General features: G+C 72.6%; 22 protein-coding genes. 14 read left to right on the plus strand and 8 right to left on the minus strand.

Annotated features, from left to right (window positions below; translation table 11 throughout):
- Positions 1–103: 103 nt before the first annotated feature.
- Together RIN75_RS04610 and RIN75_RS04615 are read right to left on the minus strand one after the other, a co-directional pair.
- On the minus strand, positions 104–1,075 hold the full coding sequence (locus tag RIN75_RS04610) for a LysR family transcriptional regulator (protein WP_309110496.1): 972 nt from the start codon (positions 1,073–1,075) through the stop codon (positions 104–106).
- Positions 1,076–1,155: 80 nt separating this feature from the next.
- Complete coding sequence (locus RIN75_RS04615) at positions 1,156–1,569, minus strand: hypothetical protein (RefSeq protein ID WP_309110497.1); 414 nt, start codon at positions 1,567–1,569, stop codon at positions 1,156–1,158.
- Positions 1,570–1,938: 369 nt separating this feature from the next.
- Between RIN75_RS04615 and RIN75_RS04620 the strand changes: the two genes are divergently transcribed.
- On the plus strand, positions 1,939–2,949 hold the full coding sequence (locus RIN75_RS04620; protein ID WP_309110498.1) for an LLM class flavin-dependent oxidoreductase: 1,011 nt from the start codon (positions 1,939–1,941) through the stop codon (positions 2,947–2,949).
- A gap of 29 nt (positions 2,950–2,978) precedes the next feature.
- Positions 2,979–3,290 (plus strand): hypothetical protein, encoded by a 312-nt coding sequence (locus RIN75_RS04625; protein ID WP_309110499.1) that lies wholly within the window; start codon positions 2,979–2,981, stop codon positions 3,288–3,290.
- Positions 3,291–3,480: 190 nt separating this feature from the next.
- Here the strand turns inward: RIN75_RS04625 and RIN75_RS04630 are convergent, their stop codons facing one another.
- From RIN75_RS04630 to RIN75_RS04640, 3 genes are all read right to left on the minus strand, one after another.
- The gene (locus RIN75_RS04630; protein ID WP_309110500.1) at positions 3,481–3,738 is read right to left on the minus strand and encodes a hypothetical protein; all 258 of its coding nucleotides are present in this window, start codon (positions 3,736–3,738) and stop codon (positions 3,481–3,483) included.
- Between the two features lie 73 nt (positions 3,739–3,811).
- The gene (locus RIN75_RS04635) at positions 3,812–5,950 is read right to left on the minus strand and encodes a LuxR family transcriptional regulator (RefSeq protein WP_309110501.1); all 2,139 of its coding nucleotides are present in this window, start codon (positions 5,948–5,950) and stop codon (positions 3,812–3,814) included.
- A gap of 58 nt (positions 5,951–6,008) precedes the next feature.
- Positions 6,009–6,488, minus strand: coding sequence for a GNAT family N-acetyltransferase (locus tag RIN75_RS04640; RefSeq protein WP_309110502.1), 480 nt, complete (start codon positions 6,486–6,488; stop codon positions 6,009–6,011).
- A gap of 111 nt (positions 6,489–6,599) precedes the next feature.
- On the opposite strand from RIN75_RS04640, the gene RIN75_RS04645 reads away from it, so the two are divergent.
- Positions 6,600–7,817 carry an MFS transporter gene (locus RIN75_RS04645; RefSeq protein ID WP_309110820.1) on the plus strand — a complete coding sequence of 406 codons (1,218 nt, stop codon included), beginning with the start codon at positions 6,600–6,602 and terminating at the stop codon, positions 7,815–7,817.
- 85 nt (positions 7,818–7,902) lie between these two features.
- Positions 7,903–9,273, plus strand: a complete 1,371-nt coding sequence (locus RIN75_RS04650) for a pyridoxal-dependent decarboxylase (RefSeq protein WP_309110503.1) — start codon at positions 7,903–7,905, stop codon at positions 9,271–9,273.
- Here RIN75_RS04650 and RIN75_RS04655 read toward each other — a convergent pair.
- Positions 9,270–10,130 (minus strand): LLM class flavin-dependent oxidoreductase, encoded by an 861-nt coding sequence (locus RIN75_RS04655; protein ID WP_309110504.1) that lies wholly within the window; start codon positions 10,128–10,130, stop codon positions 9,270–9,272. The genes RIN75_RS04650 and RIN75_RS04655 overlap by 4 nt on opposite strands.
- Positions 10,131–10,251: 121 nt before the next feature.
- Here RIN75_RS04655 and RIN75_RS04660 point away from each other — a divergent pair, with 121 nt between their 5' ends.
- From RIN75_RS04660 to RIN75_RS04670, 3 genes are read left to right on the plus strand one after another with little or no spacing between them, the layout of a single operon-like run.
- Positions 10,252–10,386, plus strand: coding sequence for a hypothetical protein (locus RIN75_RS04660; RefSeq protein ID WP_309110505.1), 135 nt, complete (start codon positions 10,252–10,254; stop codon positions 10,384–10,386).
- Complete coding sequence (locus tag RIN75_RS04665; RefSeq protein ID WP_309110506.1) at positions 10,383–10,625, plus strand: hypothetical protein; 243 nt, start codon at positions 10,383–10,385, stop codon at positions 10,623–10,625. Before RIN75_RS04660 ends, RIN75_RS04665 begins: the two co-directional genes overlap by 4 nt.
- 38 nt (positions 10,626–10,663) lie before the next feature.
- On the plus strand, positions 10,664–10,870 hold the full coding sequence (locus tag RIN75_RS04670; protein WP_309110507.1) for a hypothetical protein: 207 nt from the start codon (positions 10,664–10,666) through the stop codon (positions 10,868–10,870).
- On the opposite strand, the gene RIN75_RS04675 is transcribed toward RIN75_RS04670, so the two are convergent.
- Positions 10,842–11,330 carry an Hsp20/alpha crystallin family protein gene (locus RIN75_RS04675; protein ID WP_309110508.1) on the minus strand — a complete coding sequence of 163 codons (489 nt, stop codon included), beginning with the start codon at positions 11,328–11,330 and terminating at the stop codon, positions 10,842–10,844. The genes RIN75_RS04670 and RIN75_RS04675 overlap by 29 nt on opposite strands.
- Before the next feature lie 25 nt (positions 11,331–11,355).
- Complete coding sequence (locus RIN75_RS04680; RefSeq protein ID WP_309110509.1) at positions 11,356–11,496, minus strand: hypothetical protein; 141 nt, start codon at positions 11,494–11,496, stop codon at positions 11,356–11,358.
- 104 nt (positions 11,497–11,600) lie between these two features.
- Between RIN75_RS04680 and RIN75_RS04685 the strand changes: the two genes are divergently transcribed.
- The 7 genes from RIN75_RS04685 (at position 11,601) to RIN75_RS04715 (ending at position 19,157) form a co-directional block, all read left to right on the plus strand.
- Positions 11,601–12,860: an MFS transporter gene (locus tag RIN75_RS04685; protein ID WP_309110510.1), complete on the plus strand. Its 1,260-nt coding sequence runs from the start codon at positions 11,601–11,603 to the stop codon at positions 12,858–12,860.
- The gene (locus RIN75_RS04690; RefSeq protein WP_309110511.1) at positions 12,857–14,251 is read left to right on the plus strand and encodes an aspartate aminotransferase family protein; all 1,395 of its coding nucleotides are present in this window, start codon (positions 12,857–12,859) and stop codon (positions 14,249–14,251) included. Before RIN75_RS04685 ends, RIN75_RS04690 begins: the two co-directional genes overlap by 4 nt.
- 165 nt (positions 14,252–14,416) lie before the next feature.
- Entirely contained in the window at positions 14,417–16,027 is a 1,611-nt protein-coding gene (locus RIN75_RS04695; RefSeq protein WP_309110512.1) for a DUF885 domain-containing protein, read from the plus strand.
- An 86-nt stretch (positions 16,028–16,113) separates the two neighbouring features.
- Positions 16,114–16,677 (plus strand): hypothetical protein, encoded by a 564-nt coding sequence (locus RIN75_RS04700; protein ID WP_309110513.1) that lies wholly within the window; start codon positions 16,114–16,116, stop codon positions 16,675–16,677.
- A gap of 124 nt (positions 16,678–16,801) precedes the next feature.
- Complete coding sequence (locus RIN75_RS04705) at positions 16,802–17,467, plus strand: TetR family transcriptional regulator (RefSeq protein WP_309110514.1); 666 nt, start codon at positions 16,802–16,804, stop codon at positions 17,465–17,467.
- Positions 17,468–17,513: 46 nt separating this feature from the next.
- Positions 17,514–18,701: a metallophosphoesterase gene (locus RIN75_RS04710; protein ID WP_309110515.1), complete on the plus strand. Its 1,188-nt coding sequence runs from the start codon at positions 17,514–17,516 to the stop codon at positions 18,699–18,701.
- 243 nt (positions 18,702–18,944) lie between these two features.
- Positions 18,945–19,157, plus strand: a complete 213-nt coding sequence (locus RIN75_RS04715) for an MbtH family protein (protein WP_309110516.1) — start codon at positions 18,945–18,947, stop codon at positions 19,155–19,157.
- Positions 19,158–19,200: the final 43 nt, after the last annotated feature.

The raw sequence follows: 19,200 nt of genomic DNA on the forward strand, positions 1-19,200 counted from the left end.
GCCTGTCACGGGTCGGCCCGGGGTGGTCGGTTTGGCCCGGGTTGGTGCGGCCCAGGCGGCGGCGCAAGCGAGCGCGGCGTGAGGTCGTGAGGCAGTGTGTGGGTTACATGGCGGGGAGGAGTTCTTGGCCCTGGTTGTGCCACCACGTGTCGAAAGCCTGGCTGCACCCGAGACGGCCCGCGTAAGCGGTGAGGATTTGGGCGTGGATCTCGTCCACGCGTGCCGCGACCGGGCTGTCCGGCCGGTAGAACAGTCGGAGTTCCTGCCACAGCGGCATGTCCGCCAGCGCCCGGACCGCGATGCTCCCCGGCCGGTCGCGACTGGTCGCCAAGGCCGGACCCACCGCGAGCTTGGCGTGCACCAGCTCCAGCATCGTCGCCAGGCAGCGCGTGCTGTGCGGCTGCCGCAGCACCAAGCCGTGCTCCTGGCACGTCTGACCCAGGTACGCCGACCACCGCGTCGTGCCCGGAGGCTCGTCGACCCACGGGTGGTCCAGGACATCGGCCAACGCCACCGGACCCGGCCGGACCGCAGGGTGGTCGTAAGCCATGGCCACGAAAACCGGTTCGGCCGGGTGAATCAGCACGCTGGCCACACCCGGCGGAGTCGTGCCGGGCAGCGGCGGGCGGTACACCAGGGCCAGGTCCAGTTCACCGATCGCGACCTTCTCCACGCTGATCCGGTCGTCCGTGTCCTCCACCAGGTGCACGTCCGCGCACCACGGCTGCTCCCGCAACCACCGGCTCACCGCCACGTGCAGGAACCCGCAGTACCCGCCCACCCGCAGCGGGTCCGACGGGTTCCCGCGCCGTGACCACTCGGCGACCCGGTCGGCGATCGCGCTCATCCCGCCCAGCACCACCCGTGCCTCCGCCAGGACGTCCGTGCCGAGCGGGGTCGGCGGGCAGCCGTGCTCGGTGCGGAAGAACAGCGCGCCGCCGAGGCTGTGTTCGATGCGCTTGAGCAGCCCGGACAGCGCCGGTTGGGACATGCCGAGCCGGCGGGCGCCCCGGGTGAGGCTGCCGGTGTCGTCGATCGCGATCAGCGCACGAAGGTGCCGCACCTCCAGCTCCACGGGCCACTCCCCCACTCACGTAGGCAACCCGGCGGCTCCGCGACCGTACCGCCGTTGCGCACGCGTGAGGAAGACCTGCCCTACGGCTTGGTGGACTCCAGCGTGTACTGCCCCGATCCGCTGTAGGAGCGCAACTGCCAGCGGCAGCGGCCGGACGTGCCCGTGTAGGTGACCTTCTCGGTGGACGTCGGCCCCGTGCCGGACGCGACCGTGCGCCACGACGAGCCGTTCCACTTCTGGAGGTACAGGTCGAAGTCGGTGTTCGCCGGTCCGGTGAGGCAGGCTTCGTGCGCGCCGGCCACGGCTTCGTAGTAGCCGGACTTCGGTTCCACCGCGGTGCCCTGGGACGTCAGGCTGCCGGTGGTCGCGGTGCCACATGCGGGTGGCGGTCCGCCATCGGAGGTGACCAGGGTGACGCCGTACGCGCGCAGGATTTCCGGCACCGGTTGGAAGTAGGTCGTGGCCGCGCCGCCCCGGCAATCGCCGGAACCCACTCCTGAGCCGTCCCCGTGCCCCGGCCCGCAGACCCCCGCCGGCACGCGCCCCCACCCAACGCGCCGGGCTCTTGTGCGGATCGGAACACCCTCCGGCCCGAACACCCGCCGCCAGCCGAACCATGCCCTACCCCAAACACGCGCCAGCCCACGCCCACCCGCAACTCGCCGGCACCAACGCCTGTGCGGGCGGTGGCGGGGCGAGAGCGGGTGAGGGGTGGCCGAGTGGTAGGTGGGGCGGGGTGAGGCTGGGCGGGGGTGGTTCGAGGGTGGTGGGGTGGTGATCTTCGACAAGGGACCGGTGTCCACTCTGTGGATGGGGGGTTGGTGGGGCGTGTCATGATCTAGGTACCCGGTCTTGGAGGTCTGGTGGGGAAGTCGTTGCGGGGCTTGGGGTTTTTGACCATCGGGTTGTTCGACGGGGACTCGCCGCGGGCGGGGCACGAGTCGACGTTGGAGATCATCGAGCTTGGGGAACGGCTCGGGTTCGACACGGCCTGGGTGCGGCACCGGCACCTCCAGTACGGGATCTCCTCACCAACGGCAGTCCTCGCCGCCGCCTCGCAGCGCACCCGCCGGATCGGGCTCGGCACCGCCGTCATCCCCCTCGGCTGGGAGAACCCCCTCCGCCTCGCCGAAGACCTCGCCACCGTCGACCTCCTCTCCGGCGGACGCCTCAACCCCGGCATCAGTGTCGGCACCCCCATGCGCTTCGACCACGTCAAAGAAGCCCTCTACCCGACCACGGCCGACCACGAGGACTTCACCTACACACGCGCGGAAAGGCTGTTGCGATATCTGAGAGGGGAAGTGGTCGCGGAGGGTGGGCGCGAAGGGTTTGAGGTCTATTCCGGGCGAGTGGAGCCGCATTCTGCGGGGCTTGCGGAAAGGGTGTGGTACGGCGGCGGGAGTTTGCGGTCGGCTCGGTGGGCCGGGCGCGTGGGGGTGAATTTTCTTACCGACAACGTGGTGCGCGCGGAAGAGTCCGAAAACTTCGGCGAGATTCAGAGGGGGTTGATCAGGGCATTTCGGGAGGAGCACCCGGAGGGGGATGGGGCACGGGTTACGTTGGGGGTGGTGTTGATTCCGACCGATAGTGCATCGAAGGGGCAGAAGGAGAAGTACGAGGAGTACGCGGCGAAGCGGCTGCCTCGGACCGAGCGGCCGCAAGGGGCTGGGCGGGTGATGTTTGCGCCCGACGTGGTGGGGACGACTGAGCAAATCGTGGAGCAACTGCACAAGCACCCGGCGTTCCGCGAGGTCGACGAGTTGGCGGCTGCTCTGCCGTTCACCTTTGAACACGAGGATTACGTGCAGATCCTCACGGATCTCGCCACCGGGCTCGGTCCTGCCCTCGGCTGGTCCCCGAAGACGGGTTAGGCCCGCCGAAAGCCGGGGTAGTCGAGGTCATGGGTGATGAACGAATCCGGTCCGAGCAGCAGGAAGACGTGGAGCGCCGCACCACCCGCCCGGACGAGCAGGTGCGCGACGCCATCCAGGTGACCACGCCCGGCGGCTGCGGCGAACCGGTCGACGACGAACCGGACGAGGTCGCCCAGGACGCGGGCACCGCCTACTCCGGCGGCCCCGAAGAGCAGGCCCTCCACATCGACGAGCACGAAGAAGGCGGCGGACGGGTCGACCGGCCCACTTCCGGCTACGTCGAAGAGTACGAGGGCGAAGAAGAGTACGAGGACGACGAGGGCTTCGCTGGGCGGTGAAGGGCGAAGCGCGGTTGGGCTGCGCCCGGCCGTACGTGGGGGACGAACCGAGGCCCCGCTGTGGCTAGACAGCCATGACCAGCGCCCGACCATTCGGCGGGGTTCACAGCTCCTTCAAGAAGCTCGACGTGTCGGACCGGACAGCCGCCGTCATGGCCGCGATGGCCCCGGGACTCCTGCCGTCGTGCGATCAGCGGGGACGGTACCCGTTCTCGACGTCGATGAACGGCTCCGCGGTGCCGGCGCGGAAGTCGCCCCGGTAGATGTCCCCGGCGAACAGGTCGCCCGCGTAGAAGGTCGAGCCCCTGCCGGAGGCGATGCCCTCCGCCGACGTGGCGCCGGGCAGCAGCACGATGACCTCCTCCGCCTGCTTGGCGGAGGCGACCGCCGGGGAGAGGGCCACGAGCAGCGCGGCCACGGCCAGGAGACGTCCGGGAGATGCGCTCATCCCGGCAGTGTGCGCCGCCGACCGGACCGGGAGGGATGGATCTAAAGGCCCGATAGGCCTGAAAACCCAAGGGCTAGCAGGCCTCTACGAGCAAGCCCATGGATTGGGCGCGGAGGACGGTGGACAGGCGGTCGGTGGTCCCCAGTTTGCGGTACACGTTCTGGAGGTGGCGGTGGACTGTCCTGGGTGAGATGTCCATGCGGCGGGCGATGGCCTCTGCGGTCAGGCCCTGGGCCAGCACGGTGAGCACCTTGTGCTCGCGTTCGGTCAGGCCGTGGTCGGGAACCGCGCCCGCCCAGGTCGTGCCGGCGCGGTCGAACAGGCCCGGTTCGCAGGCGTCCAGCAGGGTGCGGGCCTGGTCCAGTTCGCGGCGTTCCCGGTCGGGGCGGTCGGCCTGGGCGAACAGGGCGGCGGCGGCGATTCGGGCGCGGCCGGCCTGCACCGGGTGCTGAGCGCGTTCCAGCAGGTCTGCGGCCTGGGCGGCGGTGGTGGCGGCCTCGGCCGGGTCGGTGTGGCGCAGGGCGGCGGCCTGGGCGAGGCGGGCGAAGCCGTGTCTCAGGCGGCCGGGGAACTCCTCGGTGAGGGAACGGGCGTACTCGGCCCAGCGGTGGGCGTCGGCGGTGCGGTTGCGGGCGCTGTCGGCCAGCGCGAGCAGGGTGCACCACTCGACGGTAGCCAGCGGGTCGACCAGGGGCAGGTCGAGGCTGCCGCCCGCGTCGAGGAGGTGCTCGACGCAGCGGCCCGGGTCGTTGGAGTGCAGCGCGGCCAGGCCCAGGGCGTGGTGCGCGGGGAACTCGGGGCTCGCCGCGACCGCCTGCTCGGCCAGCCGCAGGCCCTCGGCCGGCTCGCCGCGCCACACCGCGATCCGCGCCAGCCCGGCCAGCGCCGCCGCCTCGGACGCGCCGGTCGTGCGGTGCGTCTCGGCGGCGTCGCGGTAGCACTCGGCGGCGGCGGTGAGGCGGCCCAGGCGTTCCAGGGCTTCGCCGCGCGCTTGGGCGAGGTCGCCCAGGACGTCGCCGCGGTCGTCGTCGCGGGCCGCGCGGACCGCCCGGTCGAGGTGGTGCAGGGCGTCGGCGGGGCGTTCCAGCGCGGTCAGGGCGCGGCCCAGCCACAGCAGGGTCTCCGGCGGGCAGTCGGTCGTGCCGGCCAGCGCGACGGCCTCCTCCAGCAGGTGGGACGTGCGCCGGTCGACGGGTTTGCCCAGGCGCACGGCCAGCGCGGCGACCAGCAGGGCCGGGTCGTCCAAGCGGCGGGCGGCGCGCACGGCCTGGTCGGCGCGGGTGCGGCCGGCGGCGGGGTCGGCGACCAGGCCGATCTCCAGCAGCAGCCGGCCGCGCCGGTCGGTGAGGTCGCGCCGTTCGCGTTCCAGCAGGGCGTTGGCGTCGGCGTGCCGGCCCTGGGCGCGGTCGGTGAGGGCGCAGCGCAACGCGATCTCGGCGCGGTCCGGCGGGCACAGCGCCAGCAGGTCGCGGACGGCGCGGCGGTGTTCGCGGGTGCGTCCGGCGGCGTGGGCGGCGGCGAGGAGTCCGCGCAGGAGGCGCTGGCGGGTGGTGACGTCGGTGCGGGGCACTTGGCGGAGGGCGGTGTCCAGCCAGTGCGCGGCGACGGCGGGGGCGATCCGGGCGGCCGAATCGGCGGCGGCCTCCAACTCCTCCCACCGTTCGGGTGCCGGGGTCGCGACCGGCGCAGGTTCGGGGTGGAAGGGGGTTTCGACCAGGAGGGTGTCGGCGGGGAGGCGGAGGCGGTGGTCGTCGGCGACTGCGACCACGGCGTGGGCCGTTGGTAGGTGGCGGAACAGGTGGTCCAGGAGTTCGAGGGTGGCCGGGTCGGCCTGGTGGGCCTCGTCCACCGCGATCAGCAGGCCCGACGGCCGGGCGATCGACTCGATCAGCTCGGCGGCGGTGCGGTGGACGCGGTGGCGTTCCACGGCGTTGAACACGCAGGCGCTGCGGTCCAGGGACGCGTGCAGCACCGCGCCCAGCAGCAGCAACGCGTTCTGGGAGGTCACGGCGTCCACCCCGCGCAAAGCCCGCCGGAGCGCGCCGAAGGGCACGAACCGGCCCGCCTCGGCGGCGTGCGCGTGGACGACGGCCATCCCGGTCTGCCGGGCGGCGCGGGCCAACTCGTCCAGCCACGCCGACCGGCCGCCGCCCACGACGCGCACCGCGCGCGGCCCGCCGGGTCTCAGCACGTCCGTGAAAGCTCTGGTCATGGCACCTCCCGGGGACTAGGAGGGGACCGGCCGGCGGCGGATACGCGTACTGCGGAAATCACCCGGAAGGGGGCACGATCCGCAGGTCGACCTGCAACAGGACCGGGGACACCGCGAACCCCGCCCGCACGTAGCTCGGCACCGCGCGCTCCGTCGAATACACGGTCACCCGCTCCAGCCCCAGGTCGCGTGCCGCCGCCAGCACGTCCCCGACCATGCGCCCGGCCACGCCGCGCCCTCGTTCGGCGGGCTTGACGTAGACGCATTGCAGGTCACCGGACGCCCGGTCGAACGAGCGCGGGTGCGGCACCCGCACCACGACGCCCAGCCACGCCATCCCCAGCACCTCCCCGTCCCGCACCGCCACGGAACAGCGGTGGGACGCCGTGTTGCGCGCGGCCCAGTCCGCGAACCGGGGCACGAACTCCTCCAGCGGCACCGGCACCGACCCGTGCACCTCTTCGGTCCAACGCCACCTCAGCCCACCGACGGCACCCAGTTCGTGCGGACGGGCGGCGCGCACCTCGATGTCGTTCACCGGTCCCAGTAAACCGGGTGGGTGTTCGGCAAACCGGCCGGAAATCCGCTCGTGCACCGGGACAATGGCGGGAAACTCGACCAGGGGGTGGCGGTGCGGGACGGGGGGCTGTTGACACCGCTGCGGGAACCGGTGTTCCGGCAGTTGGTGATCGGACGGGGGTGCGCCGAGCTGGCCAACGCGATCGCGCCGGTGGCGCTGGCGTTCGCCGTGCTGGACGTGACGGGCAGTCTGGTGCAGTTGGGTGTGGTGGTCGGTGCGCGGTCGGTGGCCGTGGTGCTGCTGGTGCTGTTCGGCGGGATGCTCGCGGACCGCCTGCCGCGCTCGGTGATCCTCCAGGGCACGGCGCTGATGGCCGCCGGCACGCAGGCCGTGATCGCGGTGAGCGTGTTGGGCGGGTTCGCGACGCTGCCGCTGTTGGTGGTGCTCAGCATCGCCAACGGCGTCACGTCGGCGATGTCGTTGCCGGCCGCGGCGGCGCTGACACCGCAGACCGTGCCGGCGGCGGTGTTGACCCAGGCGAACGCGGTGGCGCGGATGTTCGTCAACAGCGGCCGGTTCACCGGGGCCGCGGTCGGCGGTGTGCTGGTCGGCGTTTTTGGGCCGGGGTGGGCGATGGCGGTCAACTCCGCGGTGTTCCTCGCCGCGGCGCTGGCCTACCGGGCGGTGCGGGTCCCGGACTCGTCGGGTGCGACCGGGTCGGGCGGGTCGGCGTTCAAGGAACTGGCCGAAGGGTGGCGGGAGTTCACCGAGCGCACCTGGGTGTGGGTGGTGGTGCTCCAGTTCATGGTGGTGAACGCGGTGCTGGCGGGCGGGCTGTTCGTGCTCGGGCCGGCCGTGGCCGACGGGACCATCGGGCGCACCGCGTGGGGGTTCGTGATCGCCGCGCAGACCATGGGCGCGTTGGTCGGCGGGGTGCTGATGGCGCACTGGCGACCGCGACGAGCGCTGCTGGCGGGGGTGGCGGTCGTGCTGCTGGAGGTCATCCCGCTGATCACGCTCGCCAAGGCGCCGCACGTGGTGCCGTTGCTGCTGGCCATGTTCGTGGTCGGGGTGTCGGGCGAGGTGTTCGTGGTGGCGTGGGACGTGTCGTTGCAGGAGAACATCCCGCCGGACAAGCTCGCCCGGGTCTACTCCTACGACATGCTCGGGTCGTTCATCGCGCTGCCGGTGGGAGAGGTGATCGCGGGGCCGTTGGGGACGCGGTTCGGGACGGAGACGACGTTGCTGGGCGGGGCGGTGGTGCTGGCGCTGGTCACGTGCTGGTCGTTGTGCAGTCGGCAGGTGCGGGGGCTGGTGCGGCGGTCGCCGGTGGAGGCGTCGGGCTGAAGGCCAGTTTCGGTGAAGTGGCCCGCGACAACGGCTCCGGGCGCGTGTCAAGGTCGGCACGTTTCCCAGAGCTTTGGAGTGATTTGTGGATCCCGTGCTGGCCGCCGACCTTGCCGCGCTGCCGGATGTGCTCGACACCGCCCGCCGGTACGCGAGTGACGTGATGAACGGGCTGGGTGAACGGCCGGTGAGCCCGGCGGTTTCGGCGGACCCGCGTGCGTTGCCGGTTGCCGGCAGGGGTTTCGAGGGCGCGCTGGCGGAGTTCTCCGAGCGGTGGGCGGATGGGTTCGCGGCCTCGGCCGGGCCGCGTTACCTCGGTTTTGTCACGGGCGGGGCCACGCCGGCGGCGGTCGCGGGCGACTGGCTGGCGGGGGCGTTCGACCAGAACCCGGCGTCGCGCAGTGGTGCGGAGGCGGCGACCGAGCTGGAGCGCGAGACCGTGCGGTGGCTGGCCGAGTTGTTCGGTGTGGACGGTCATAGCGGTGCTTTCGTCAGCGGGGCCACGATGTCGAACTTCGTGGGCCTGGCGATCGCGCGGGAGTGGCTGGGCGAGCAGCGCGGGATTTCGGTGGCGGAGTTGGGAGTCGGGGCGCTGGGGGAGGTGGCGGTGTTGTCGGGTGCGCCGCACTCCAGCGTGTACAAGGCGTTGTCGATGCTCGGGCTCGGGCGGGACCGCGTGCGGTTGGTGCCGACTTTGCCCGGGCGCGAGGCCGTGGACGTCGAGGCACTGGAAGCGGTGCTGGCGTCGAGTGGTGGGCCGGTGGCCGTGGTGGCCAACGCGGGCACGGTGAACACCGTCGACTTCGACGACCTGCGCGCGTTGGTGCGGCTGCGCGAGCGCTACCCGTTCTGGCTGCACGTCGATGCCGCGTTCGGCGGGTTCGCGGCGTTGAGCGACGAGCACGCGCACCTGGTGGACGGGTTGGCGGAGGCCGACTCGGTGTGCGTGGACCTGCACAAGTGGCTCAACGTGCCCTACGACTCCGCCGTGCAGTTCACCCGCCGCCGCGACCTCCAGGTCCGGGTGTTCCAGAACGCCGCCGCCTACCTCGGCCTGCCCACCGACGACCCGGACTTCGTGCACCTGACCCCGCAGAACTCGCGTCGGCTGCGCGCTCTCGCCGCGTGGTTCGCGCTCATGGCGTACGGGCGCGAGGGACACCGGGAGGTCGTGGAGCGCTGCGTGGCGCAGGCTCGGCGGTTGGGCGCGATGCTCGCCGAGACGCCCGGTGTGCGGCTGTTGGCTCCGGTGCGGCTCAACGTGGTGTGTTTCGCGGTGGAGAGCCGGGAGGTCGGTGAGGTGCTGGACGCGGTGACGGCGTCAGGTGATGCCTTTCTGACGCCGACCGTCTACAACGGACAGAAGGCGATCCGGGCGGCGTTCAGCAACTGGCGGACGACGTCGGCGGACACCGATCGGGTTCATGCGGCGATCGTCAAGGCGCTCGCCGGCTAGCGCAGGGCGGGTAGGACTTCGGCCGCAACGGTTTCCAGGATTGCCTCGTCGCCTGCGAACACCCCGGACTCGCGCGGCCAAGGCGCGGCCAGGTCGGTGAAGCCCAACTCTTCGGCCCGGCCGAGGAAGTCGCGGTAGCACTCGACGCTGGACAGGGAGTACACCGGCGCGGCGTCGGACTGGAGGACTCGGCGGAACGTCGGGTCGGTCACGGTGTCGTCGAGGCGGGCGGACAGGTCGGCCAGGGACTTCCACCAGTTGTCCAGGGTGTCGTGGCGGGTGCCGGTGGTGATCCAGCCCTGGCCGAAGCGGGCGGCCAGGGCGAGGGACTTGGGGCCGTTGGCGGCGACGATGAACGGGATGCGCGGCTGCTGCACGCAACCCGGCAGGGTGCGGGCGCCGACGGCCCGGTAGTGCTCGCCGGTCCACGTCACGTGGTCCTGGGTCAGCAGGAGGTCCAGCAGTTCCACGAACTCCGCGTAGCGGGCGGACGGGCTCTTGGTCAGGTTGGTGCCGCCGAAGACCGTGGTGTCGTAGCCGCCCTGGCCGCCCGCGCCGACGCCGAGCGTGAAACGGCCGCCGGACGCGTCGTCGAGGGCGGTCAGTTCGCGGGCGAACGGCAGCGGGTGGCGGAAGTTGGGGGACGCGACGAGCATCCCCAACTCGATCCGCGAGGTCACCGAGGCGGCGAGGGCCAGCGTGGGCACCGAGCCGAACCACGGGCCGTCGACCAGGCTGCTCCAGCCGACGTGGTCGAACGTCCAGGCGCTCGCGAAGCCGTACTCCTCGACGGCCCGCCACCGCGGCGCCGCCTCGGTCCAGCGGTACTCGGGCAAGATCGTGATCCCGGCGCGCATCCCCCAGCTCCAATCAGTCGACCTGTTCGATCGAACACATCAAATGTTCGGTTGTCAACCGTGCAACCCTCCCCCGGGCCCGACTTGTAGTACGGGGTCCAACGAGTCGAAAGGCCACAGGGTGGGGGTTCCCGAGGGGTTCGAGGTGGCGGCGCTGCTCGGCTGCTCGGTGGGCATGGTCAAGAGCCAGACCAGTCGCGCGCCGGCCAAGTCGCGGCTGGACGAGACGATCACGCGGGAAGGGGCGGGGCGGTGAGCGAGACGGAACTGGTGCGGCTCCTGCGGGAGCGCGCCGACATCCCCGACGACGGGCACCGCACGCGTATCGCGGGTGTGCGGGCGAAGGTGCGCCGGAGCCGGTGGCGGCAGGCCGGCGCGGTGGCGGTGGCGGTGGCGGTAGTGTTCGCGGGCGTGCTCTACGCGCTCCCGCGAGGGCAGTCCGCCGACCCCGCCGACCCGCCGGCGGATCCGGCGCCGGTCTACCTCGACGGCTGACCGAAGGGCTGGACCTCGACCTCAACTCGCCCGGACGGGTGCAGGCGTTCGTCAACGACGTGCGGGTCCTGGACACGGTCTTCTGGACGTGGGGACCGAACTCCGCGAGCACGGCACCGGTCTCGGAGTGGCCCAGGCCGCACGGGTTGGACCTGGAGCCGGGCGAGCGGGTCACGCTGGTCGTCGTGCCCGAGCGGACCAGCGGGGAGTGGCGGATCACGCGGTCGCCCGGCCCGCCCAGGTGAGGGGCGCGCGCACCACCAGGACGCCGTCGAGCAGCCACGCCTCGATGCGGTCCACGTCGACCTCGGCGGGGATGGTGGCGCAGAAGTAGAAGCCGGCCGCGACGCCGTCCGGCACAGGCGGGCGGCGGGCCGTGATGCCGACGCGGGAGCGCAGCACCGGCACGCCGTCCGCCCGCACGTCGTGGTCGTGCACCTCGACCACCACGTCCGGGACGGGCAGCACGGTGGCGATCAGGTAGGCGTCGCGGGTGACGACGACGTCCACCGCGTGCGGGTTGGCGTCGTCGGTGGTGACGTCCCAGTCCCGGCCCAGCGTGCGGCCGATGGTGTTCCACCAGAGGTCCATCTCGCGCAGCGGCCCCGGGTCCGGTCGACCCCGGTGGACCGTCAGCCACTCCACGACCGTCACCTTCCGGTGTTCGGGCACGTCGAACGGGGTGTACCCGCTCCGCGCGGGCACACTCTCGTTCGAACGGGTGAAGTTGTTACTCCGAGTCGGGGGCTCCGGAGGGTGACTGCTCCTCGACCGCGGGCAGGGGCGCGGTCTCGGCGGCGGCTTCGGCGTCCTCCACGAGTTCCGGCCCACCCCACTGCCCTTCGGCGGTGCCGAGTCTGTGCTTGCCCATCGTCGTACTCCCCTCACAGGTTCCGGGGACACGTACCCGGACGGTGGACGGTTCACACTTCGGTGTTGGGTGGATCACGCCGCGAATGCGAAGATCTTCCGCCTATGACCCCGCTCACCACCCGGGTCCGCGCCGGCTACGCGACGGGCTCCCTGGTCACCGGCGCGTTCGGCACCGTGCCCGGCCTGCTCCTGCTGCCCTACCTGACCGACCGGCTGGCCGTGCCCGCCGCCGTCGCCGGGCTGCTGGTGCTCGCGCCCAAGGCGTGGGACGTGCTGTTCAACCCGGTCGCGGGGCGGATCAGCGACCGGGCGGGTGTGCGGCGGCCGTTCCTGCTGCGCGGCGGGATCGCGGTGGCGGTGCTGTTCGCGCTGCTGTTCGCCGGGCCGTTCACCGGGGCGGCGGGCGCGGTGTACGTGGCCGTGGTGTTCCTGCTGTGCGCGACGGCGTACGCGTTCTTCCAGGTGCCGTACGTGGCGATGGCGGCCGAGATCACCGAGGACTACGACGAGCGCACCCGGCTGATGGCGTGGCGGATCACGTTCCTGGCGCTCGCGATCCTGGTCAGCGGGGCGGGCGCGCCGGCGGTGCGGGACCTGACCGGCGGGTACGCGCCGATGGGCGTGGCGGTCGGGGCGTTGATCCTGGTCGGGACCGTGGTGACGGTGTTGGGCACGCGGGACGTGGCGCGACACGTGCCGGCCGCGGCGGGGTTGCGCGAGCTGGTCGGGGCGGTGCGGGAGTCGCGGGCGTTCCGGCTGCTGCTGGCGGTGTTCGTGGTGCAGGCGGTCGGGCTGGGCACGATGTTGGCGGGCGTGGACTACTTCGCCCGGCTGGTGCTGGGCGACCAGTCGTTGCAGACCTTGCTGTTCGTCGGGTTCGTGGGGCCGGCGCTGGTGGTGATGCCGTTGTGGCAACGGGTCGGGCGGCGGCGCGGCAAGCGGTTCGGGCTGGTGGTGGCGTCGCTGCTGTTCGCCGCCGCGGTGGTCGGGCTGACCGCGTCCCGGGCGCTGCCGGTGGCCGCCGTGCTCGCGCTGATGGCGGTGATCGGGGTCGGGTACGCGGGGATGCAGGTGTTCCCGCTGGCCATGCTGCCGGACGTGATCACCGCGCAGGAGCGGCGCAGCGGGAGCACCCGCGCCGGGCTGTTCTCGGGCGTGTGGACGGCCGGCGAGACCCTCGGCCTGGCGCTGGGACCCGGGGTGTACGGGCTGGTGCTGGGGCTGGGCGGGTACGTGGCCGGCACCGGTGACGCCGTGCAGCCCGACAGCGCCGTGACCGCCGCCCTGCTCGGGTTCACCGCCCTGCCCGCCCTGCTGGTCGTGCTCGCCCTGCCGCTGCTGCCCCGTGAGGAGACCGGATGACCTCCGCCGACGACGTCCTGGCCGAACTGGCCGCGCTGCGCGCCGGTGACCTGCCCACGCACGGCGGCCGAACCCTGGCCTACGTCTACGACAGCGCCGTGCCGGGGCTGGACGACCTCGCGGCGCGGGCGCACGCGTTGGCGTCCTCGGTCAACGGGCTGGACCCGACGGCATTCCCGAGCTTGTTGCGGCTGGAGAACGATGTGGTCGCCACGGCGGCGCGGCTGTTGGGCGGGACTTCGGAGACGGTCGGGACGGTGACCTCCGGTGGCACCGAGTCCTGCCTGCTGGCGGTGTTGGCGGCGCGGGACGCCAGGTCCGTGGAGTCGCCGTCGATCGTGTTGCCGGAGACCGCGCACGCCGCGTTCCACAAGGCCGCGCACTACTTCGGCGTGCGGGTGGTGGCGGTGCCGGTGGACCCGAAGACCTTCCGCGCCGACCCGGCCGCGGTGATCGCCGCGATCGACGACACCACCGTGCTGGTCGTGGTGAGCGCGCCCTCGTACGCACATGGCGTGGTGGACCCGGTGCCGCCGATCGCCGCCGCGTGCCTGGAGCGGGGCGTGCGGTGCCACGTGGACGCGTGCATCGGCGGGTGGGTCCTGCCGTTCGCGCCGGACGCGCCGCCGTTCGACTTCTCCGTGCCGGGCGTCACCAGCATCTCCGTGGACCTGCACAAGTACGCCTACTGCCCCAAGGGCACGTCCGTGCTGCTGCACGCCAACGCCGACCTGCGCCGCCCCCAGTACTTCGCCGGCGCGGCCTGGCCGGGCTACACGATGCTGAACTCCACCACCCAGTCCACCCGCTCCGGCGGCCCGGTGGCCGCCGCGTGGGCGGTGCTGCGGCACATCGGCGACGACGGGTACCGGACGCTGGCGCTCACCGCGCTGGAGTCGACCCGGGTGATCCGGGAGGGGATCGAGTCGATCGACGGCCTGCGGGTGCTGGGCGAGCCGGACTCGACGCTGGTGGCGTTCGCCTCCGAGGACGTGGACGTGTTCGTGGTGGCCGACGAGATGCGGGCGCGGAACTGGTACGTGCAGCCGCAGTTCGCGCACCGGTCGTCGCCGGCGAACCTGCACCTGACCGTGACGGCGGCCAACGCGGGCGCGGAGGCGGGGTTCCTGGCCGACCTGCGGGCGTCGGTGGACGCGGCGCGCGCGGCGGAACCGGTGGACGTGCCGGCCGAGGTGGTGGCGTTCGTCGAGGCGCTGGACCCGGACGCGTTGACACCGCAGGAGTTCGCCGGTCTGCTCGCGGCGGCCGGACTGGGTGGCGGGGCGGTGCTGCCCGAGCGGATGGCGACCGTCAACACCCTGCTGGCCGCCGCGCGGCCCCCGTTGCGGGAGCGGCTGCTGGTGGAGTTCCTCGGCATGCTGTACTCATAGGGCACAGCTCCGCCCGCGCCGGGAATAATGCCGGGCTACGGGGTCAATCATAGCAATCGTCACAAGTGCGAATTCTTCGGGGTCCACCTGCGGTTCCGCGCTCCCATTGGCGGCGAATCCGTGGCACCATCCGAACACAACACCGAATGCCTTGGGGGAGGCGTCATGTCCGTTGTCCGGACGATTGCCGACGAGTTGCACGAGACCCTCGCGCACCGCTATCCCACCTCCGCCGCGCTGTGCGGGACCGCCGGCCAGGAAGACCGCCTCCCGGACTTCGGGGAGGACGCCGACGCGGAGTTCGACCGGACCCTCGCGGGCTTGGGCGCGCGGGCGCGGGCGGTGGACCCGCGGGGCCTGACGACGACCGACCGCATCACCCGCGAAGTGGTGCTCCAGCAGGTCGGGGCCGAGCGGGACCGGGTCGCGTGCCGGTGGGTGGAGTTCGGCGTGGGCGACGCGGTGAGCACCCCGGCGGCCGGCGTGCTGCTGGCCCTGGCCACCATGCCCGTGCGGACCCGCCGCGAGCGCGCGGAGCACCTGCGCCGGATCCGGCAATTGCCCGAATTCCTGCGCACCCTCTCGGAACGGCACCGTATCGGAATAGCGGCGGGCCGCACCCCGGTCGCCCGACTCGTCCGGGCCGCGGTCGCGCATTTGGACAACCAACTCGCGAACATCGACGAGATCTGCCGCGGCCAGGGCCGGGAAATCGCGACCACGGCCATTCTGCGCTACCGGGACATGCTGCTGGCCGAGGTGCTGCCGCACGGCCGCGACGACGACCACGCGGGCGTGTGCCGGCTGCCCGGCGGCGAGGCGGCCTACGAGACGGCCGTGCGCGCCCACACCACCACCGAACTGTCCGCGCAGCGGCTGCACCGGGTGGGGCTGGACGTGCTGGCCGGGCTCGCCGAGGAGTTCGCCGAACTGGGGTGGCGGGTGTTCCGCACCCGGCACCTGCCGGACGTGTTCGCCCGGCTGCGCGACGACCCGCACCTGCGCTGGCACGACGGCGCGGAGATGCTGGCCGCCGCGCGGGAGGCGGTGCGGCGGGCGGAAGTCGCGGCGCCCCAGTGGTTCCACCGGGTGCCGGCGCGGTCGTGCGCGGTCGCGGCCTACCCGAAGTCGGGGTCGCCGACCACTCCCCACGCGTACCTGACGGGGTCGCTGGACGGGTCGCGGCCGGGCACGTACTACGTCAACACCAAGCGGCCCGGCGAGCAGATGCGCTACAAGGCCGAGGTGACCGCGTTCCACGAGGGCGTGCCCGGCCACCACCTGGAGGTGTCGCTGCGGCAGGAACGCGCGGACCTGCCGGTGCTGCGGCGCACCGCGCCGATGAACGCGTTCGCCGACGGGTGGGCGCTGTACGCGGAGCGGCTGGCCGACGAGATGGGCCTGTACTCCGACGACCTGTCCCGGCTGGGGATGCTGGCGCTGGACTCGCTGCGCGCGGCCCGGCTGGTGGTGGACACCGGCCTGCACGCCAACGGGTGGACGCGGCGCGGCGCGGTGGCGTTCCTGCGCGACCACACGCCGATGGGGCACGCGGCGATCGAGGCGGAGGTGGACCGGTACCTGGCCGACCCCGGGCAGGCGCTGGCGTACCTGGTGGGGCGGTTGGAGATCCAGCGGTTGCGGGTGCAGGCGGAGCGGGCGCTGGGCGGGCGGTTCGACCTGCGCGACTTCCACGAGGTCGTGCTGTCGGAGGGGCGGGTGCCGCTGGGGCTGCTGTCGGAGTTGGTGACCGCGTGGACGCGGACCGCGGCGTGACCGGGGACACGCCGCGGCTGAACGTTGGCTGAGGGCGGTCGCAATCGGCTTGCCGTTCATTGCGGGCGGTTGCGACGCTTCGGCGCGTGGACTGGCGGGTGTTGTTGATCGGCGGGGCGTCGGGGAGCGGCAAGAGCGCGTTGTCGTACCCGACCGCTCGGACGCGGGGTGCGGCGCTGGTGGAGGTGGACGACCTGGTCGTGGCGACCCAGGCGGTCACCACGGCCGCCGCACAGCCCGCCCTGCACCACTGGCGCACGCACTCCGACGCCGGGCTGTCGGCGGACGAGGTGGTCGAGGCGCAGGTGGCGCTGGCCCGCGCGCTGGAGCCCGCGCTGGCGGCGGTGATCGAGAACCACCTGGACACCGACCTGCCGCTGGTGCTGGAGGGCGACTACCTGCTGCCGGAGTTCTGCGCGAAGTGGGGACCCGAGGTGCGGTCGGTCCTGGTGCACGAGCCGGAGGCGGCGCAGTTGGAGCGCAACTACCTGATCCGCGAGCCGTCGTCGGGCACCCAGCGCAAGCGCGCTCAGGACAGCGCGCACTACGCGGCGTGGCTGGCGGCCGAGGCGGGGCGCCACGACGTGCCGCTGCTCACGGCCCGGCCGTGGTCCACGGCTTTGGAGCGGCTGGCCGACGCCCTGCGGTGATCCGGACTGCGGCGATCCGGCTGCGGCGATCCGGGCTGCGGCGATCCGGGCTGCGGCGATCCGGCTGCGGTGATCCGGGCTGCGGTGATCCGGAACAGACCGCTGGTCCGGTAGTCTGGCCGGCGTGGAGTTCCGGCGGGCCCGGCGGCCCGAGCAGGTCGCGGCGCGACGGGTGTCCATCCTGGACACCGCCGAGGCGATGCTGGCCGAGGCGTCCCTGACCGACATCAGCCTGCGCGAGCTGAGCTGCCGGGTGGGGCTCGCCAAGTCGAACGTGCTGCGGTACTTCGACAGCCGCGAGGCGGTGTTCCTCGGTGTCCTCGACCGGCGGTGGGCGGCGTGGCTGGACGACGCCGAAGCCGCCGTGCGGTCCGTGGACGCCGAACCCGTCCCCTACGGGCGGGCGATCGCGATCGGCACCGCGCTGGCCGACTCGCTGCGCCGGCACCCGTTGCTGTGCGAACTGGTGGCGTCCATGGCGGGCGTGCTGGAGCGCAACATCGGCCTCGACACCGCGCGCGAGGTCAAGGCGCGGGTCACCGACCACACCGCCCGCCTGGCCGACCTGGTCCGCACCGAACTGCCCCAGCTCGACGAGCCCTCGGCGACCCGGTTCGCCCGGTCGGTCCTGGTCGTCGTCGCCGGGCTGTGGCCGCACGCCCACCCCACCGACGAGGTCGCGCGGGCCGCCGCCGAGCTGGGTCTGCCGCCGGCCGCCGAGGTGTTCGCCACCGACCTGCGCGAGGCCCTGGTCGACCAGCTCATCGGCCTGGTCGTCCGGTCGAGCTGACCGGGTACTCTGGAAGAGACCACCGGTCCGTTAGAAGATCCGGTCCATGAGTAGACGGGAAACGCCCATGGCCACCACGGAAGCCCCGCCCCGGCCGTCCGCCCGCCGCCGGATCGTGTTCAGCGCGGTGCTGGGCGTGATCAGCACGCTGCTGTTCTGGGTGCCGTGGACGGGTCTGCTCGCGCCCGGCGCGCAGTGGCCGGTGGCGGTGACGGTGGTCGGCACGGCCGTGGTCGTCGGGGCGTGGGTGGCGTTCCCGCTGCTGTTGATCCGCTCGTTCACCCGGCACTCGGACCGGGCCGCGCGGATCGCCATGCCGCTGCTGGGCATCGCGTGGATCGCGTTCGCGTGGACGCTGGTGACCCACGTGCTGCGGCTCGCGCTGGCGGTGGCGGGCGTGGAGAACCCGTTCCGGGCGCGGTTCGTCGCCGTGCTGCTGGTGGTGCTGATCGTGGGGCTGAGCCTGTACGGGTATCGGCAGGCGATGCGCGTGCCGCGGGTGCGGCGGCAGGACGTCGTGCTGCCGCGGCTGGACCCGGCGTTCGACGGCCTCACCATCGCGGTGCTCGCCGACACCCACTACGGGCCGATCGACCGCACTGAGTGGTCGCGGCGGACCGTCGAGCGGGTCAACGAGTTGGGCGCGGACGTCGTCGTGCACGTCGGCGACATCGCGGACGGCACGGTCGAACAGCGCCGCGCGCAGTCCACTCCCCTCGGTGAAGTCCAAGCGCCGCAACGGTTCTACGTCTCCGGCAACCACGAGTACCTGAGCAACGCGCAGGCGTGGATGGAGCACATGGCCGAGCTGGGCTGGACGTCCCTGCACAACCAGCACCGCGTGCTCGACCGCGACGGCGCCCGGCTGGTGTTCGCGGGCATCGACGACATCACCGCCGCGCACTCCGGCGAACAGGGCCACGGCGCGGACCTGGCGGCGGCGCTCGCGGGCGTCGAGCCGACCGATCCCGTGGTGTTGCTGGCGCACCAGCCCAGCGAGATCGGCAAGGCGGTGGCGGCGGGCGTGGACCTCCAGTTGTCCGGGCACACCCACGGCGGGCAGATCTGGCCGTTCCACCTGCTGGTGCGGCTCCAGCAGCCCGTCCTGCAGGGCCTGTCCGACCACGGCGAGCGCACCCGGCTGTACACCAGCCGCGGCGCCGGCTTCTGGGGGCCGCCGTTCCGGCTCTTCGCGCCCTCGGAGATCTCGCTGCTGACCCTGCGGGCGGCCTGAGGCCGTTCGGCACGGTCTCCTCCCCCGGGTGAGCGAGCAGCAATTGTTCGGATGTCGCAACAACGACTGTTTCCGTGACCGCGCGACCACGGGCGGCGACGATCGATAGCGTATTTAAATAGCCGCCCAGCCGGTCGTTGAATGAGCGGTTCGACCGTTCAGTGGATTTCACGGGAGTCTGCCCGCCACGTAGCGTTGACTGACCGGCGACCGCCCGCCGGCGAAGGGCAGGAGAACACCGTCATGGGCATCGAGAACGCGGATGGCCGCGAATTCCTGGTCGTGGTGAACAACGAGGAGCAGTACTCGGTCTGGTTCGCCGACCGCGACCTCCCGCTCGGCTGGCGCGCCGAGGGCAAGACCGGTACCAGGCAAGAGTGCCTCGACCACATCGCCGAGGTGTGGACCGACATGCGTCCGCGCAGCGTCCGGGAGCACCTCGCCGCGAACGGCTGACGGCCGGCCGCAGCGGCTCCACCGGTTGGTTCCACACCTTTTT

The sequence above is a fragment of the Saccharothrix sp. genome, from assembly GCF_031180885.1.
GTDB lineage: Bacteria > Actinomycetota > Actinomycetes > Mycobacteriales > Pseudonocardiaceae > Actinosynnema.

Bases quoted from the DNA above. Each gene is read 5' to 3' on its own strand.
- RIN75_RS04635 (WP_309110501.1), bottom strand. From the start codon at position 5,950: ATGACCAGAGCTTTCACGGACGTGCTGAGACCCGGCGGGCCGCGCGCG.
- RIN75_RS04710 (WP_309110515.1), top strand. From the start codon at position 17,514: ATGAGTAGACGGGAAACGCCCATGGCCACCACGGAAGCCCCGCCCCGG.
- RIN75_RS04630 (WP_309110500.1), bottom strand. From the start codon at position 3,738: ATGAGCGCATCTCCCGGACGTCTCCTGGCCGTGGCCGCGCTGCTCGTG.
- RIN75_RS04680 (WP_309110509.1), bottom strand. From the start codon at position 11,496: ATGGGCAAGCACAGACTCGGCACCGCCGAAGGGCAGTGGGGTGGGCCG.
- RIN75_RS04690 (WP_309110511.1), top strand. From the start codon at position 12,857: ATGACCTCCGCCGACGACGTCCTGGCCGAACTGGCCGCGCTGCGCGCC.
- RIN75_RS04655 (WP_309110504.1), bottom strand. From the start codon at position 10,130: ATGCGCGCCGGGATCACGATCTTGCCCGAGTACCGCTGGACCGAGGCG.
- RIN75_RS04715 (WP_309110516.1), top strand. From the start codon at position 18,945: ATGGGCATCGAGAACGCGGATGGCCGCGAATTCCTGGTCGTGGTGAAC.
- RIN75_RS04625 (WP_309110499.1), top strand. From the start codon at position 2,979: ATGGGTGATGAACGAATCCGGTCCGAGCAGCAGGAAGACGTGGAGCGC.
- RIN75_RS04695 (WP_309110512.1), top strand. From the start codon at position 14,417: ATGTCCGTTGTCCGGACGATTGCCGACGAGTTGCACGAGACCCTCGCG.
- RIN75_RS04685 (WP_309110510.1), top strand. From the start codon at position 11,601: ATGACCCCGCTCACCACCCGGGTCCGCGCCGGCTACGCGACGGGCTCC.